Origin of the sequence: Rhodococcus sp. BL-253-APC-6A1W (genome assembly GCF_012843405.1) — a bacterium.
In the GTDB taxonomy this organism is placed as follows: domain Bacteria; phylum Actinomycetota; class Actinomycetes; order Mycobacteriales; family Mycobacteriaceae; genus Rhodococcus.
This window is the reverse complement of sequence record NZ_JABAFB010000007.1, coordinates 133,711-148,457: the sequence shown is the minus strand read 5'-3', so window position 1 is coordinate 148,457 and position 14,747 is coordinate 133,711. Positions and strand designations below refer to the sequence as shown.

Annotated in this window: 12 protein-coding genes; 3 read left to right on the top strand and 9 right to left on the bottom strand. The window is 67.9% G+C overall.

Annotated features, from left to right (window positions below; genetic code table 11):
* Positions 1-26: 26 nt before the first annotated feature.
* On the bottom strand, positions 27-2,111 hold the full coding sequence (locus tag HF877_RS12765; RefSeq protein WP_169621538.1) for an ABC transporter permease: 2,085 nt from the start codon (positions 2,109-2,111) through the stop codon (positions 27-29).
* A 145-nt stretch (positions 2,112-2,256) separates the two neighbouring features.
* Here HF877_RS12765 and HF877_RS12760 point away from each other — a divergent pair, with 145 nt between their 5' ends.
* Positions 2,257-2,952, top strand: coding sequence for a TetR family transcriptional regulator (locus HF877_RS12760; protein WP_346765137.1), 696 nt, complete (start codon positions 2,257-2,259; stop codon positions 2,950-2,952).
* Between the two features lie 19 nt (positions 2,953-2,971).
* Here the strand turns inward: HF877_RS12760 and HF877_RS12755 are convergent, their stop codons facing one another.
* The 3 genes from HF877_RS12755 to mca are packed head-to-tail and all read right to left on the bottom strand — an operon-like array spanning position 2,972 to position 6,199.
* Positions 2,972-4,966 (bottom strand): thioredoxin domain-containing protein, encoded by a 1,995-nt coding sequence (locus HF877_RS12755; protein ID WP_169621537.1) that lies wholly within the window; start codon positions 4,964-4,966, stop codon positions 2,972-2,974.
* A 34-nt stretch (positions 4,967-5,000) separates the two neighbouring features.
* The gene (locus HF877_RS21350; protein ID WP_240952340.1) at positions 5,001-5,342 is read right to left on the bottom strand and encodes a hypothetical protein; all 342 of its coding nucleotides are present in this window, start codon (positions 5,340-5,342) and stop codon (positions 5,001-5,003) included.
* Positions 5,339-6,199 (bottom strand): mycothiol conjugate amidase Mca, encoded by an 861-nt coding sequence (gene mca, locus HF877_RS12745; protein ID WP_169621707.1) that lies wholly within the window; start codon positions 6,197-6,199, stop codon positions 5,339-5,341. Before mca ends, HF877_RS21350 begins: the two co-directional genes overlap by 4 nt.
* A gap of 180 nt (positions 6,200-6,379) precedes the next feature.
* Between mca and HF877_RS12740 the strand changes: the two genes are divergently transcribed.
* Both HF877_RS12740 and greA read left to right on the top strand, forming a co-directional pair.
* Positions 6,380-6,808, top strand: a complete 429-nt coding sequence (locus HF877_RS12740; RefSeq protein ID WP_169621536.1) for a DUF4307 domain-containing protein — start codon at positions 6,380-6,382, stop codon at positions 6,806-6,808.
* Positions 6,809-7,034: 226 nt separating this feature from the next.
* Positions 7,035-7,529: a transcription elongation factor GreA gene (gene greA, locus HF877_RS12735; protein ID WP_072700355.1), complete on the top strand. Its 495-nt coding sequence runs from the start codon at positions 7,035-7,037 to the stop codon at positions 7,527-7,529.
* Between the two features lie 75 nt (positions 7,530-7,604).
* On the opposite strand, the gene HF877_RS12730 is transcribed toward greA, so the two are convergent.
* From HF877_RS12730 to HF877_RS12710, 5 genes are all read right to left on the bottom strand, one after another.
* Positions 7,605-8,963, bottom strand: coding sequence for an NlpC/P60 family protein (locus tag HF877_RS12730; RefSeq protein ID WP_169621535.1), 1,359 nt, complete (start codon positions 8,961-8,963; stop codon positions 7,605-7,607).
* Positions 8,964-9,113: 150 nt separating this feature from the next.
* Positions 9,114-11,024, bottom strand: coding sequence for an SEC-C domain-containing protein (locus HF877_RS12725; protein WP_346765136.1), 1,911 nt, complete (start codon positions 11,022-11,024; stop codon positions 9,114-9,116).
* 108 nt (positions 11,025-11,132) lie between these two features.
* Positions 11,133-12,284 carry a cystathionine gamma-synthase gene (locus HF877_RS12720; RefSeq protein WP_169621534.1) on the bottom strand — a complete coding sequence of 384 codons (1,152 nt, stop codon included), beginning with the start codon at positions 12,282-12,284 and terminating at the stop codon, positions 11,133-11,135.
* Between the two features lie 14 nt (positions 12,285-12,298).
* Positions 12,299-13,684, bottom strand: coding sequence for a cystathionine beta-synthase (locus tag HF877_RS12715; protein WP_169621533.1), 1,386 nt, complete (start codon positions 13,682-13,684; stop codon positions 12,299-12,301).
* A 110-nt stretch (positions 13,685-13,794) separates the two neighbouring features.
* Complete coding sequence (locus HF877_RS12710) at positions 13,795-14,646, bottom strand: Bax inhibitor-1/YccA family protein (RefSeq protein WP_169621532.1); 852 nt, start codon at positions 14,644-14,646, stop codon at positions 13,795-13,797.
* Between the last annotated feature and the right edge of the window lie 101 nt (positions 14,647-14,747).

Here is a 14,747-nt window from a genome sequence, read left to right as displayed (position 1 = left end):
CGCCGGCCGGGGTGGGACAACCGGGGTCAGGCGTCGACGGCCTGCTTCCGTGCGGCCGACCGCGCCCGCACGGCGTCGATCACGACGACGCACACGAGCGAGGCCGCACCCCAGATGGCGAAGGTGACGAGGTGGCTTCCGACCGTGTCGCCGCCGAAGTAGAGAATCGACCGGACGGACTCCACGGCGGCCGGCATCGGCAGCACCGCGTGCAGCGTCGTGAAGATCTCCGGCGTCATGTACACCGACAGCGCACCGTTGGACGCGGGGACACCCAGGAACATGAGGATGGCTACCGCCGGGAGCACCGCCAGCAGCCCGAACAGTCGAGCCGGAACCGCGGTGAACAGCGCCGTCGAGAAGATCGCGACGATACCCGTGGCGAACAGCTGCCAGAAGTGGCCGTCGACGGCTCCCACGATCGGGTCGGCAATGACCCAGATGACAGCCGACATGAACACCGACCATCCGGCGGCGATGGGCAGAAGCCGACGCAGGCGCATCGCCGCGGGCTGTGCGCTGCTCGCCACCACGACGAGCATGAACCCGGACATGATCCAGCCCATCGCGACGTAGAGCGTCACCGTCCCCATGGAGTCGGCACCCGGCAGCGGCGCGAGGTTCTCGACGGTGAGCGGCATCTGGGAACCGGCGGCCACCTGACCGAAGACCGTCGTCACGACCTGCTGCTGACTCACACCCGCGGCTTCGTTGGTGACGAGGGTCGCGGTGGGCGACGTCGCGGACGGGAGGACGTAGGCGGCGATGGCCGTCCGGTCCTGGACGGCGGCGCGCGCTGCGTCCACCGAGTCGGATGCCTTGAGGGCGAACAGGCCGGTCATGTTCTCTTCCAGACCCGCAACCACCTGCTCGGCCTGCTCGGTGGTCGCGGCCACCACCGTTACGGGCATGTCGCGCGGAGCCGGCTGGTACATCGCACCCAGCATGAACGAGAGCATCATCACGACCATGCCCAGCGGGAAGAACGCCAGCGTCACATAGCGGACGCGGTTGCTGGCCGGACGCGGTCCGGCGGTCAGCGACGGCAGCGTGATCTCGGGGTCGCCCGCGTCAGGGTTGCGACGACGCTTCAGCGCGTCGACGCCCACGGTCGCGACGAGCGCGAGTAGGGCTCCGACGGCGAGAACCAGCAAGTGACCGCCGAGGCCGTCACCTCCGAAGTACAGGGCCGAACGCAGCGCTTCACCGGTGGCCGCGGTCGGCAGGAAACCGTGCAGCGTCGCGTACAGCCCCGGCAGCGCATGCACCGACATGCCCATGTTGGATGCCGGAACGCCGAGGACCATCAGGAACAACATGCCGGCGATGACGGCCATCGGTCCGAGGATGCGGGTGAGGAACAACTGCACCGCACCGACCGCGAAGACGGACAGCCACGAGATGCCCAGGACTGCGGCGGTGTTGCCCTCGACCGCGCCGAGGACCGGGCCGGCCACGAGCCACACGAGGAAGGCGATGAGGGCGGACCATCCCGCGAGCAACGGGACCACACGTCGGATCCGCAGGAGTTCCGGAGAGTTCGACAGCATGACGCTCAACGGCATGTAGCCCGCGAGCATGAGTGCGGTGGCCATGAACATCGCCGCCAGTCCGGCGGTGTCGTGCGCAGGCAGCGGAGCGAGATCCTCCACCACGAGATCGAGGCCCTGTCCCAGCACCGGCGGCGCGAGCAGGCCGCTGACCATGGAGGACTGCGAGGCACCGGCGGCACCGGCCGTGTACACCGTCGCGGTGCCGTTCTCGGCGAGTGCCACCGCACCCGACACCTCACGGGCGAGGACGAGATCGCGAGCGGCGTCGGCGCCGGAGACGACACGGACGTCCACAGCGTCGGGGTCGGCGTCCTCGAGGGCGCGAGCGAACTGCTCCGCTTGCTGGGCCGGCCCGGCCACGGCGATCGGCATGTTGTTGGGGGCAGGCGAGTGCATCGCGGCCAGGTAGCCCGTGATCATCATCGAGACCATCACGAACGGCAGCAGGATCATCGCGACGTAGCGGCCGATGTGTTCCTTGCGAGCACGTGCGAGGTCGGCCTCGTCGGCGTCACCTCCCGGCGGGCCGCTCTTCTCGGGCGCGAGTGTGTCGGTCAATTCGTATCTCCTCGGGTGTCCGGGCTGACGCGGCTCCCGGTGTGCTCCAGAAATACGCTGCCCGACTTAAAAAGTTACGCGGCATGTCTTAAACTCGACAAGCCGAACGTTGGTGACCTTCGTCCCATCGGCACTGGGCACACTGGTGACCCGACACAGAAAGGCGGCGGCAACGACCGTGGGCACATACGGCGACCAGGCACGACAGGCGCTCCTCGATTCGGCCGAGGAACTCTTCGCCACGTTCGGAGTGGACGCGGTGTCGAACCGGCGCATCGCCGAGCACGCCGGCAACGCGAACCATTCCGCCGTCAGCTACCACTTCGGCAGTCGCGACGCTCTCGTGCGCGCGACGATGATGCGGTATTCGGAGGACGCGCGACGTCGGCGGCGGGAACTCGTCGAGTTGCTCGGTCCGGAGCCGGGACTACGAGACCTGTTGAGCTGCCTCATCGTTCCGTTGACGGACCAGCTGGCTTCGCTTCCCTCCCCGAGTTGGCGAGCGCGATTTCTCCGGCAACTGCGCACGGTGCCCTCCATGGTCGCGACCGTGGCCGCGAACACGACGGCGGACCCGGACATCGTCCACCTCATCGGCCGGGCGCGTGCGACCGTGTCGGATCTTCCCGCGTCGGTCATCACCGGCCGGTCGTGGCTTCTCGGGCACATGGTGATCGACGCGTGCGCCGAGTACGAAGAACGTCTCGAGCGCGAATCCGTCGAGCCGAACTGGACCGGCTTCGCCTACTTCCTCGTCGACGCGTGCGCGGGCATGCTCGAGGCACCCGTGACCAGCGAAGGCGACTTCCTCGGCTCCCGGGCCGAGTCCACCTGGGCATGACGAGCGCGTCGCGCGTCGTTCACGAGGCCGCGAGTACGTCCAGGAGATCGGGCACCGACGTCACCGGACGGTCGCACACGAACCCCCGGCACACGTAGGCGGTGGGTACGCCGTCGACGAGCGGCCTGTCCACGAGCAGCGGTGACGAGCCCGGATCACCGCCCACGACGATCGCGCCACCGGGTGCGGCGTGCCGTGCGGCCCGCAGGAGGTCGCCGCCGCCGGTGACGGCGATCTGGAGAGGCCCTCGAACGGCCGCCTCCGCCACGGTCAGCCAATGGCCCGCCGACCGGGGGGCACGCTCGAGCAGTATCGACGCGGCGGCCAGGGACGCATGGGCAGCGGTGGCGTACCGGCCGTCACCGTCCTCGAGTGCCGACATCGACAGCAACGCCTCGGCGATCAGCGACGCGCCCGCCGGAGTCGCGCCGTCCATCGGATCTCGCGGCCGCGCGACGAGTGTCGTGGCGTCGTGTGCGGTGTCGAACCAGCTACCCGATTTCTCCTGGTCGGCGAAGGCGGCCAGAGCAGTATCGGCGAGCCCGCGGGCGGGAGCGAGCCAGCTCGCATCGCCGGTTGCCTGGTGCAGCGCGACGAGCGCGGTGACGAATGCTCCGTAATCCTCGAGCACCCCGGCAGGCTCACCCACCACCCCACCGAGCGATGCCCGTCGCAGACGGCCGTCCACCAGGTGCCGGTCCAGCAGCGTCCGGGCGCACGTCGCGGCGGCCTCGATCCACTCGGTGACGCCGAAGGCCACTCCCGCCTCGGCGAGCGCGGTGACGGCGAAACCGTTCCAGACGGTGACGACCTTGTCGTCGCGGGCTGGTTGCGGCCTGGTCTGCCTCGACAGGAACAGCCGTTCGCGCACCCGCGCGAACCGCTCCGCGTCGTCGGGATCGTCGCGCAACTGCAGCACGGAGGTGCCGGCTTCGAAGGTTCCCTCCCGAGTCACGGAGAAGACGTGCGCCGCCCAGGCGCCGTCGTCCGGCCCGAGCACCTCGGCGAGCTGCGCGGGTGCCCACGCGTAGGTGAGGCCTTCGATGCCGTCGGTGTCGGCGTCGAGCGCCGAGGCGAAGCCGCCTTCGGCGGTCAGCAGGTCGCGCAGGAGAAAGGTGGCGGTCTCCTCCGCTACCCGCCGGAAGAGCACCGCACCGGTAACCCGGGCGAGATGGGCGTAGAACCGCAGCAGCAGCGCGTTGTCGTAGAGCATCTTCTCGAAGTGCGGCACCACCCAGCCGGCGTCGACGCTGTAGCGCGCGAATCCGCCCCCGAGCTGGTCGTAGATACCGCCGCGCGCCATCGCCTCCGCGGTACGGGAGACGAGATCGAGCGTGTCGGTGCGGCGCGTGCGCTCGTACCCGCGCAGGAGACCTTCGAGCAGATTCGACGGCGGAAACTTCGGCGCTCCCCCGAATCCGCCGTGTTCGCGGTCCTCGTCACGCGCGACCGCCGACACGGCGGCGTCGAGCAGTGCGGCGTCGACTCTGCCCGCGCCGGGCGGTAGTCCACCGCTGCTGCGCTGCAACTCCCCGACGATCGCGGCCGCGGCCTTTCCGACGTCGTCGCGTCGCTGGTGCCACGTGTCGGTGATCGCGTGGAGCAGCTGCTGGAAGGACGGCATCCCCCCGCGCGGCGTGCTCGGGTAGTAGGTGCCGCAATAGAACGGCGCACCGTCGGGAGTGAGAAAGCACGTCATCGGCCATCCGCCCTGCCCGGTGGTCGCGACGGTCGCGTTCATGTAGATCGCGTCGAGGTCGGGACGTTCCTCCCGGTCGACCTTGACGCACACGAAGTGCTCGTTCATGACCGCAGCGGTCGCCTCGTCCTCGAAGGACTCGTGCGCCATGACGTGACACCAGTGGCACGCGGCGTAGCCGATGGACAGGAGTATCGGCACGTCGCGCTCACGCGCTTCCGCGAGTGCCGCCTCGCCCCACTCGTGCCAGTCGACCGGGTTACCGGCGTGCTGCCGCAGGTAGGGACTCAGTGAATCCGCAAGGAGATTCGCCATTCCCCCACGTTACGTCGAAGCGCGGGCGACGACGTCAGTTCGACGCGGTGGGAGGCGTGCGATCCGGATCCGCCGGCGACTCCGTCTTTCCGAGCTCGACGGCGGTGGCTCCCGTCGTGGTGGACGGAGATGCCGCATCGCCGGCCTGCACGACGCCCGGCAGGGTGCCGTCGTCCACCAGCTGGTCGGGCTCGGGATTCTCCGGCTCGAAGGTCTCGGGCAGCTTGCCGAGACGCTTGTTCATGTTCCAGATCAGCAGGGCCGTCGCGATCAGCAGCACCACGACCAGCGCGAGACCGAAAGGCGACGCCTTGCCGAACTCGGGACCGGTCGGGTCCTGTGCCAGGACCGCGACCGCCAGCGTGTCTACCGTCATTTCACCCGTCCGTCCTCGATGCCCGCGAACAGATCCGTCTCGGGAATCTGCGTGACCACGCGGGTCTTGGCCAACTCGAACTCCTCCGTCGGCCAGACCTTCTGCTGGATGTCCAACGGCACCGCGAAGAAGGAGCCGTTGGGATCGATCTGCGTGGCGTGTGCCCGCAGCGCATCGTCACGCTGCGGGAAGTAGTCACCACAGGTTATCTGGGTTGTCACCCGGGCCATGAGGTCGCCCTGCTCGGTCTTCCACCGGCTGAGCCATTCGTCCATCGGGAACTTCTCGCCGCGACGCACGTACTCGTCGCGGAAGAGCTCGATCCGCTTGCGGATGAAGCCGTGCGAGTAGTAGAGCTTGGCCACTTCCCACGGCTCACCGAGTTCGGGATGGAACTCGGGGTCCGCTGCGGCGTCGAACGCGGCGACCGACACCTCGTGGCACCGGATGTGGTCCGGGTGCGGGTAGCCGCCGTTCTCGTCGTAGGTGGTCATCACGTGGGGCCGGAACTCGCGGATGACCTTGACGAGCCTGCGTACCGGTTCGTCGAGCGGGATCGCCGCGAAGCTGCCTTCGGGCACCGGGGGCTTGGGGTCTCCCTCGGGCAGCCCGGAGTCGACGAAGCCGAGCCAGAGTTGCTGAACGCCCAGGATGCGGGCGGCTTCGGCCATCTCCTCGCGTCGCACTTCGCTCATCCGGTCGCGGACGCCCGCGACGTCCATCGCCGGATTGAGGATGTCACCGCGTTCGCCGCCAGTGAGCGTGACGACGAGAACATCGTGACCCTCTGCCGCATAACGCGCCATCGTGGCCGCACCCTTGCTCGACTCGTCATCGGGATGGGCATGCACGGCCATGAGCCGTAGTCCGCTCACGTGTTTTCCTCCACCTCACGTCTTGTGCATGGTCGTGACCGCACCGGCGACCGCCTCGCGGGCCTTTCGGGTCCTTCCCCTATAGTTCCACCTGATAATCCCTCCGTCAGCCGTGACCCCGCGGCACCGCCCGCCCGCCTGCACGGGCTCGAAGGCAAAGTGATGAGCAACACCACCACGACCGACCGTTACCCCTCCGATCGCTACCCCTCGAAGAAGGGGTCGATGCGGGGCAGACGCTGGGGCTTCACCGCGGCGGGTCTCGTCGCGGGCCTGCTGCTCGCGTTCGTGTTGTTCCAGAACAACTCGGCGCCGATCGAGTCGGAGATCGTGGCGTTCGATGTCGTCGACGATCACGCCATCGACGTGCAACTCAAGGTCACCCGCGACGATCCCACGCAAGACGCGGTGTGCGTCATCCGCGCGCGGTCGAAAGACGGCAGCGAGACGGGCCGGCGCGAGGTTCTGATCCCCGCATCCGATTCCCCCACCGTCGTCCTCACGTCGCGGATCACCACCACGCAACGCCCCGGAATGGCCGACGAGTACGGCTGCAGCACGGACGCCCCGGACTACCTGCGCGCGCCCTGAGTTTCATCGCTCTCAGCAGCGGTTTTCCCGGCACCTCACCGCGATGGTGCTAGAATATCGGGATACACGGTTCCACCCATTGGGGCCGTGTATTGCTGCATAGAAGCACAGTGCGGCCCTGCTCACCTGCATACCAGGGGGGATTGCGGGGGTCGTGCTCGTAGTCGTTGCACGTGCACGACTTGTCCACGGAGCCGGGGGCTCCAACCCGAAGGAAGTGATCGAGATGACCGAGACCCAGGTGACCTGGCTGACCCAGGAGTCGTACGACCGACTCAAGGCCGAACTTGACCAGCTCATCGCCAATCGTCCCGTCATCGCGGCCGAGATCAACGAGCGTCGCGAAGAGGGTGACCTCAAGGAGAACGGCGGCTACCACGCGGCGCGCGAAGAGCAAGGCCAGCAGGAAGCCCGCATCCGTCAGCTCCAGGAGTTGCTCAGCGCCGCCAAGGTGGGAGTGGCACCGACTCAGTCCGGTGTCGCACTCCCCGGTTCGGTCGTCACCGTCTACTACGACGGTGACGAGACCGACACGGAAACGTTCCTGATCGCGACGCGCGAAGAAGGCGCCCGCAACGGCGACCTCGAGACCTACTCCCCCGGTTCGCCCATCGGTGGCGCGCTGATCTCGGCGAAGGTCGGCGAGACCCGCGAGTACACGCTGCCCAACGGCAACACCATGAAGGTGACGCTCGTCAGCGCGGAGCCGTACCAGGGCTGATCCCTGAGTCGCACAAAAAGGACCAGGCCGGATTTTCCGGCCTGGTCCTTGTCGTTTCCGGCGAACTGCCGACTCTCAGATGATGCGGCGTGCCTTCATATCCGGGAAGACCGCGCCGACGCGGACGACGTCTCCGGTGGTGGGTGCGTGCACCATCTGTCCTCCACCGATGTAGATCGCCACGTGTCCCGGACCGCCTGCCTGCCAGTTTCCGAACAGCAGGTCGCCCGGCTGCGCGAGTTGGAGCGGAATCTCGGTGCCGACGCGCCACTGCGTCTCGGATGTGCGCGGGAGCGTCATTCCGGTCGCCGCGAACACCGCGTGCGACGTCAGTCCCGAGCAGTCGAACCCGCCGCCCGACGGGCCGTGGATGTTGCCGCCGCCCCAGACGTACGGAAGGCCGAGGAACTTGAACGCGAGGTCGACGATGCGATTGCCGGTGTCGGTCGAGCCACCGATCCCCAGCCCCAGGAACGGCGAGAGCATGCGCGCGAAGACCGGTTCCGACGCGCGGATCTTCGCGACGTAGGGCTTGGTCTGATTTTCGTAGTCGGGATGCCCGGACGGCATACCCCCGGATCGGCGCACGGCGCCGACTCCCGCGTTGTAGGCGGCGAGCGTCAGGTCGAGGGTGTCGCCCTGGACGAGTCCGCGCCGCTTCCAGTCGTCGATGAGCTTGTAGTTGTCGCAGAGCAGGTTGCCCGAGGCCATCACGGGGTCGGCGATGCCGAGAATGTCGGCTCTGCCGTCGCCGTCGACATCTTTGCCGTATTGATCCCAGGTTCCGGGCATGAACTGCCCGGGCCCCTTGGCGCCCACCGGTGAGACGGGTGCGGTGGACCCGTACCGGAATCCGTTCTCCGCCGAGTAGAGCGCGGCCAGCACCGGTGCGGTGACACCGTCACAGAGCGCACCTGCCTTCTTCAGCCACGGAGCGAATACCGCGATCGCGCCGATCGGGGCGAGCGTCGTGCCGGGGAGGGTCGCCGGCATCGACGGGAGGGTGACCCCGCCGCCACCTCCGGGAGCCGCGGATCCCGTGCCCGGACCGGGATTCGGCGCGAGAGGCGGAGGCGGAAGCGGAAGGGACGGTGTCACTCCGAACGGCGTCGGCCGAGCGGCAGGCGGTGCCGGTACGAGTGGCGGCGCGGGTTCCAGTGCGGCTGCCGCCTCGGCGGGAAGGTGCGGCTCGATGGCCTCCGCGACCGACTGCGTTGCGTCTGCGACGGCCTGTTGCGCACTCTCCTGCATCGGCTCGGGCAGCGCGGCCACCAAGTCCTGAACACCTGTATCCGTTGCCGGAGCCGCAGCTTCGAAAGACTCGATTACCTGTGTGGCCTGGTCCTTTACTTCCGCTGGTATGTCGGCTCCCTGCACGAGTGCGCTTGCTGCCGTGGCCACCGCCACGATGACCGCAGACGGGTCGACTGACATCCACAACCCCCACATCCCGATGACCGAACACCCTCACCGTACTTGTGACGCCCGTCACCGGTACGAATACTGCTACTTCATATCACATATATTCGAGAACAGGTTTCAGTTTTGGGGCTGGTGAGATCACTGGGACGGGAGGGCTGAGAGTTACTCGTCCACGGAGGCGAAAAAGTCGGCCGCGTCGGCCCCGGTGAGGGCCTCGACGAGGTCCACCGCGTCCACCGGATCGTCGCCGAGCATCTCGAGCAGCACCTCGCGCTGCTCTTCCGTGACCACCTCCGCGCCGCCCGGCATCACGTGCAACTCGCCGGCAGGAAGGACCCGCGCGCACAGCAGCGTCCCGGCCGGGAGTTCGCCCGTGATCGTCGGCACGTGGACCTCGGTTACGGTGTCGCTCCGGGCATCTCGCAAGGCCATGCCCTCGCCTGGACGGACGTCGAGCACCTCGAACACCGACCGCGCGACACCGGTCCACCGCCGCGCCAGCTCCGCCTCGTCCTCGGGAAGAAGCACACCCCGGCGCTCGACGAAGTCCGCGAAAGCTCCCGCCTCATGGAGGAGTACGTCGTCGACCAACGGGTCGTGGACGGCATCGGCGACCGCGTTGTCGTCTCCGTATCCGGCGCGCGCCTCCGCCAGCGCGACCCGCTCGTCGGCCCACGACGGATCGAGCGCGTGCATGGTCGCCTTGACGTACAGCCATTCCGCCCGCTCCGAGAGCGGATGATCCGCCTTGCCGAGATGGCACACCTTGTACTTCCGGCCCGACCCGCACCAGCACCGGTCGTTGCGCCCCAGGCCTGGTCGCTCGACAGGCTGAAAGTGCTGGAGCACGTCGTAGAGCGGATGCTCGTCCCCGCCCGGAATCCGGGAGAGCAGCGACAGGCCGCGTACCGCGTCCCCCCGATCCGACGCATAGCGAGCCAGATCGAACAACGCGAGGTCGAACTCGCCGCCCTCGTCGGCGGACTTCTCGTACAGTCGCTCGGCGTCCGTGATCCGGCCGTCGGCCTCGGCCGCACGCGCGGCGAACCAGTACGCGGCAGCGGCCGATCGGCGGGGCGCATGATCGAGCAGCCACAACGCGGCTTGTTCGATGGACGCGGGAGCGAACTCCTCGCCGATCAACTCGTCCAGTACGGTCTCGGCGATCTCGGGGTCTGCCAGGACCGCGAACAAACCGGATTTGCCCTCTGCGAAACGTTCTTCGAGATCGGCATCGTCACCGGAGTCGATCGCGTCGACGAGCGATGCGAACAGAGCGACACCCGGGACCGCGTCGACGGGGATACCGAGCTGGTCGGCGTACTCGTCGAACATCGTCCTGCTGATGTACCCCTCGAAATCGAACCCTTCGGGAGCAACGAGGTCACCCGACCGCTCCAGACCGGCCGCTTCGATCGCCTCGGTCAACGGCGGGGCCGGTTCGGTGAACGCCGACGGGGTGTCGGCCAGCACCTGGAGAAGCTCGTCGTCGAGACTCGCGGCGGCGCCGTCGGCGCTCCGGCGTCCGAGGACGGCGAGCAGAGCGGGCACGGGAGTGGGATCGGCGACAACCGGCACCAGCGAGAGCCTGCCACCACCGGCGGTGAGCGCCACGAGATCACCCGGGGACCGGCCCGCGAACGTCCCGCGCGGAAACAGCAGGACTTCCGGCGGCAGCGGATCGTCGTAGGTCACGCCGCGCTCGGCGAGGCGGTCGCGTTGCTCGTCCACCGCGACGAGTTCGAAGTCGTCGTGCTCGGAGACGAGCAGCAGCAACGGTTCGACGTCGTCGACAGCGATGAGGTCACGGGTGATCTCGTCGGCCGAGAGCCGATGAGTGAAGACACGTCCTTCGAACAACGCATCGAGAGCCGCGAACCGGCCGTCGGGCAGAGACAGGACGAGGGGATGGGGGGGTAGCTCCTCGAGGTCCTGAACCAGGGCGTCGGCCTGGCCCAGACCCGCATCCTCGAGGTGCTCGGCCAGCTCTTCGGTAGCGAGGGGACCGTTCATCCTCAGTACCTCGAGAGCGGCGTGCATCAGGGCGTCTTCGGGGGCTGCACTGTCCGTCACGTTCGTGATCGTACGGGGTCGGCCACCTGGTCGGCGCCACGTCGGTATCGACGGCGAAAGGCGCCCCGAAGGGCGCCTTTCGTCGTGGTGATGCCGGGAGAAGCAGGATCAGCCGAGAGCCTGCTCGACGTCGGCCAGCAGGTCGGCGGCGTCTTCGATACCGACCGAGAGACGGACGAGATCGTCCGGAACCTCGAGCGCGGAACCGGCGGTCGACGCATGCGTCATCGCACCCGGGTGCTCGATGAGCGATTCCACCCCGCCGAGCGACTCGGCGAGCGTGAAGATCTCGGTGCGCTTGCAGAAGTCCAGGGCCGCCTGTCGGCCGCCGGCGAGTCGTACGGAGATCATGCCGCCGAAACGGCGCATCTGAGCGGCCGCGTACTCGTGACCCGGATGGTCGTCGAGACCGGGGTAGAGCACCTTGGTGACGGACTTGTGACCCGACAGCAGTTCGACGATCTTCTCCGCGTTGTCGCAGTGCCGCTCCATGCGGACGGCAAGGGTCTTGATGCCCCGCAGGGTCAGGAAGGCGTCGAACGGACCGGGCACCGCGCCCGCACCGTTCTGCAGGAATGCGAACGCGGTGTCGAGTTCCTCGTCGTTCGTGACCAGGGCGCCGCCGACCACATCGGAGTGACCGCCGATGTACTTGGTGGTCGAGTGGAGCACGACGTCGGCACCGAGCGTGAGCGGCTGCTGCAGGTACGGCGAGGCGAAGGTGTTGTCCACGACGAGCTTGGCGCCGCCCTCGTGTGCGACGCCGGCGAGAGCCTCGATGTCACCGATGTTGAGCAACGGGTTGGTCGGGGTCTCGAGCCACACCAGCTTCGTCTCGGGACGGAGTGCGGCCCGGACGCCGTCCGCGTCGTTGACGGAGACCGGCGTGTACTCGATGCCCCACTGCGTGAACACCTTGTCGATGAGCCGGAACGTGCCACCGTAGGCGTCGTTCGGGATCACGAGGTGGTCGCCGGGGCGCAGCACCGACCGCAGGAGGCAGTCGGTGGCGGCCATACCCGAGCCGAAAGCCCGCCCGTACGTGCCGCTTTCGAGCGCCGCCAGATTGGCTTCGAGGGGACGGCGGGTGGGGTTACCGGTGCGCGCGTACTCGAAACCGTTCCGCATCTCGCCGACGCCGTCCTGCGCGAAGGTCGACGACGCGTAGATGGGGACGTTGACGGCACCGGTCTGCGGGTCGGGTTCGAAGCCCGCATGGATGGCGCGGGTGGCGAAACCGTGCTGATTCTGATCGGTCATGAAGTATCTGTGTCCTATCGGCCTTGGGAGATGAATCCGAGGAGGTCGTGCCGCGTGATGACGCCGACGGGCTTGCCGTCGTCGATGACCATGAGCGCATCGGTGTCGCCGAACGCCTTCGTCGCGTCGGCAACGGACTCGCCGACGCCGATGTTGGGCAGCGGCGCACTCATGTGCTTCGCGACCGGGTCGGCGAGGTTCGCACGACCTTCGAAGACGGCGCTGAGCAATTCCCGCTCGCTGACGGACCCGGCGACCTCACCGGCGGTGACGGGCGGCTCCGCGCCGACGACGGGCATCTGGGACACGCCGTACTCACGGAGGATCTCGATCGCGTCGCGGACCGTCTCGGAGGGATGGGTGTGCACGAGATCGGGCAGGTCACCGGACTTGCCCCGCAGCACGTCGCCGACGGTGGAGGCGTCGGGCTTGCCGTCGAGCGGCGCGCGCAGGAAGCCGTAGCTGGCCATCCACTTGTCGTTGAAGATCTTCGCCAGGTAACCGCGACCGCCGTCGGGCAGCAGCACGACCACCACCGCGTCGGGGCCTTCCCGCTCGGCGACCTGCAGCGCGGCGACCATGGCCATGCCGCACGAGCCACCGACGAGCAGACCCTCTTCCCGGGCGAGCCGGCGAGTCATCTCGAACGAGTCCGCGTCGGAGACGGCGATGATCTCGTCGGGGATGGACGCGTCGTACGCGCTGGGCCAGAAGTCTTCGCCCACGCCCTCGACGAGGTAGGGGCGGCCGGTTCCGCCCGAGTACACCGAGCCCTCGGGGTCGACGCCGACGACCTTGACCTTGCCGTCCGAGACCTCTTTGAGGTAGCGGCCCGCACCGGAGATGGTGCCACCGGTACCGACGCCCGCGACGAAGTGCGTGATCTTGCCGTCGGTGTCGGCCCAGATCTCGGGGCCGGTGCTCTCGTAGTGGCTTTCCGGGCCGGCGGGGTTGGAGTACTGGTTGGGCTTCCAGCCTCCCGGCAGTTCGGCGGCGAGCCGGTCGGAGACGTTGTAGTAGCTGTCGGGATGCTCCGGCGGCACAGCGGTCGGGCACACGACCACTTCTGCGCCGTACGCGCGGAGCACGTTGCGCTTCTCCTCGCCTACCTTGTCGGGGCACACGAACACGCATTTGTATCCGCGCTGCTGGGCGACGAGGGCAAGGCCGATGCCGGTGTTACCGGAGGTGGGCTCGACGATGGTGCCGCCCGGCTTCAGTTCGCCCGAGGCTTCGGCAGCGTCGATCATCTTCACCGCGATGCGGTCCTTGGAGCTACCGCCGGGGTTGAGGTATTCGACTTTCGCTGCCACCAGGCCGGACCCCGGTTTCACCACGGAGTTGAGTTTGACGAGTGGGGTGTTTCCGATGAGGTCGACGACCGAATCCGCAATGCGCATGTCCCCATGATCCCACGACCGCCTCCGGCGCTGCGGGGACGGTCGCGGGGATGCTCGATACGAACGAAGGCCCCGGGCGCATCGCCCGGGGCCTTCGTTCGTGGTTGTTGCTAGTCGTTCTGGAAGTAGCTCAGCAGACGCAGGATCTCGACGTAGAGCCACACCAGGGTCACGGTGAGGCCGAGGGCGACGCCCCACGCGGCCTTCTCCGGAGCCTGGGCGCGGATCAGCTGATCGGCGGAGTCGAAGTCCAGCAGGAAGCTGAACGCCGCGATGCCGATGCACACGAGGCTGAAGATGATGGCCAGCGGGCCACCGTCACGCAGCCCGAGGCCGCCGTCGATGAAGAAGCCCGCGATGATGTTGCCCAGCGCGAGGATCAGGACACCGACGAGAGCGCCGACGATCATCCTGGTCAGACGCGGCGTGACCCGGATCGCGCCCGTGCGGTACACGACGAGCATGCCGAAGAAGACACCGAACGTGCCGAGGACGGCCTGAGCGATGAGTGTCGAGCCACCGGCGCCACCGAACGTGATGTCGGTGAACATGAACGACAGCGCGCCGAGGAAGAAGCCCTCCGCCACGGCGTACGCGAGCACGATCGCCGGATTGTCCATCTTGCGGCCGAAGGTGGCTACGAGCACCAGGACGAGACCGAGGAGACCGCCGCCGATGACGAACGGTGCGGCCAGGCCGGTGTTCATGGTGACGAGGACGTAGGAGATCAGCGCAGAGACGGTGAGCACGCCGAGCGTGATACCGGTCTTGGTGACGACGTCGTCGATGGTCATCGACCGCTCGGTCGTAGGCCGCGCCCACGGGTCCGTAGGCGAATACTGCGGCTGGTCGAATTGCTGGGTGACCTGCGCGGCGCCTGCCGACGCAGAGCCGAAACTGGCGTATCCGCCGCCCTCTTGCTTGGGCAGGTTACGGAACACCGGGTTACTGGTGGTGCGCACCGTGCACTTCCCTTCTGGTGGTCGCTTCTGTCCGCTCAACGCGTAAGCCGGGGCAGAAGTTCCCTCCCTCCGACCGCTGTGACGGTCGCCGCAGAGCAGAC